Here is a 1376-nt window from a genome sequence, read left to right as displayed (position 1 = left end):
CTACACACCCCCCCCTGATGCGGGGTGGGTTTGTGTGGGGGGGGGGGGCGCCGCGGGGGGTGGGTTGCCGGGGGGGGGGGGGGGGGCGCCCCCCCCCCCCCCCCCGCGACCGCTAGCCGTGACTCGTAGAGACCGTGAACTGCAGGGTTTTCAGGGTCGGGGTGGGCAGATCCACGTCGGCCGTGGACTGCGCCCGCATCGCACCGGGGTAGGCCGTCACCTGATAGCGGCCTGTCTGGAGCCCGCGAAAGCTGACCTGGCCGTTGGCGCCGGTCGACAGGTGCCGGTGGATGGTGTCGCCGCAGGTGTCGAGGCCGGTGAGCACGACCTTGCCGCCCGCGATCGGGGCGCGGGTGGTCGAGGCGATGAGGACGGCGTCGATCTGGCCGGTGGCGGCCGGGCTGGGTGAACGTAGCTTGTGGTTTTTTAGTCTCGATTGTCCGATTTCGCAGTTCGAGGTCTGTGCGACCGTGTCGTCGCTGCCGGCGGGATGGGCTCCCGCGCCGCTCACCGCGCCTGCTGTCACAGCTGCTGCGGCCAATCCGATCGTCAAACTCCGGGCAACGACGCTACGTGGCATTTCGCCGACTTCCTCCTGTTTCCTCGGTGACTCTGGGACACGCTGGGACGTTCATGAGGTATCGCTCGCGCGGCGAGCTTACCGGCGGGAATTCCAGGCTCGTCAGTGGAGTTCCATAGAGGCGGTTGTGGCAGTTCTGTGCGACCGTGGAGGCTCGACGAAGGAGGACGCGTGACCGAAACCCGTAAGGCGATTCTGGCCGGTGGATGCTTCTGGGGCATGCAGGACCTGATCCGCAGGCAGCCGGGCGTGCTGTCCACCAGGGTCGGCTACACCGGCGGCAGCAACGATCACCCCACCTACCGCAATCACCCCGGCCACGCCGAGGCCGTCGAGATCGAATACGACCCGGCGCGGACCGACTACCGGGCCCTGCTCGAGTTCCTGTTCCAGATCCACGACCCCACCACCAAGGACCGTCAGGGCAACGACATCGGCTCGAGCTACCGCTCGGCCATCTTCTACCTCGACGACGACCAGCGCCGCACCGCCCTGGACACCATCGCCGACGTCGACGCCTCAGGCCTGTGGCCGGGCAAGGTCGTCACCGAGGTAACCCCCGCCAGCACCTTCTGGGACGCCGAACCCGAACACCAGGACTACCTGATCCGCTACCCCGACGGCTACACCTGCCACTTCCCCCGGCCGGGCTGGAAGCTCCCCAAGCGGGAAAGCGCGGACAAGTAGCTACACCGACCGATCGCCCCGGCTTCTCTACCGGGCGCTCCGGTTCTGCCTGCCGGGTCTCCGGGTCAAGGATGGCCAGAGCTCGACGTATTTCCGTGTGCTCGTTGAG

2 protein-coding genes are annotated in these 1376 nt (G+C 67.9%); one reads left to right on the top strand and one right to left on the bottom strand.

Annotated elements, in window-relative coordinates:
* Positions 1-112: 112 nt before the first annotated feature.
* Positions 113-511: a carboxypeptidase-like regulatory domain-containing protein gene (locus ACFWPJ_RS18605; protein ID WP_378852922.1), complete on the bottom strand. Its 399-nt coding sequence runs from the start codon at positions 509-511 to the stop codon at positions 113-115.
* 240 nt (positions 512-751) lie between these two features.
* On the opposite strand from ACFWPJ_RS18605, the gene msrA reads away from it, so the two are divergent.
* Entirely contained in the window at positions 752-1267 is a 516-nt protein-coding gene (gene msrA / locus ACFWPJ_RS18600; protein WP_378852920.1) for a peptide-methionine (S)-S-oxide reductase MsrA, read from the top strand.
* Positions 1268-1376 lie beyond the last annotated feature (109 nt).

It is taken from the genome of Nocardia sp. NPDC058497 (assembly GCF_042720195.1).
In the GTDB taxonomy this organism is placed as follows: domain Bacteria; phylum Actinomycetota; class Actinomycetes; order Mycobacteriales; family Mycobacteriaceae; genus Nocardia.
The sequence above is the reverse complement of the archived record's forward strand: the minus strand, read 5'-3'. Positions and strand labels throughout refer to the sequence as shown.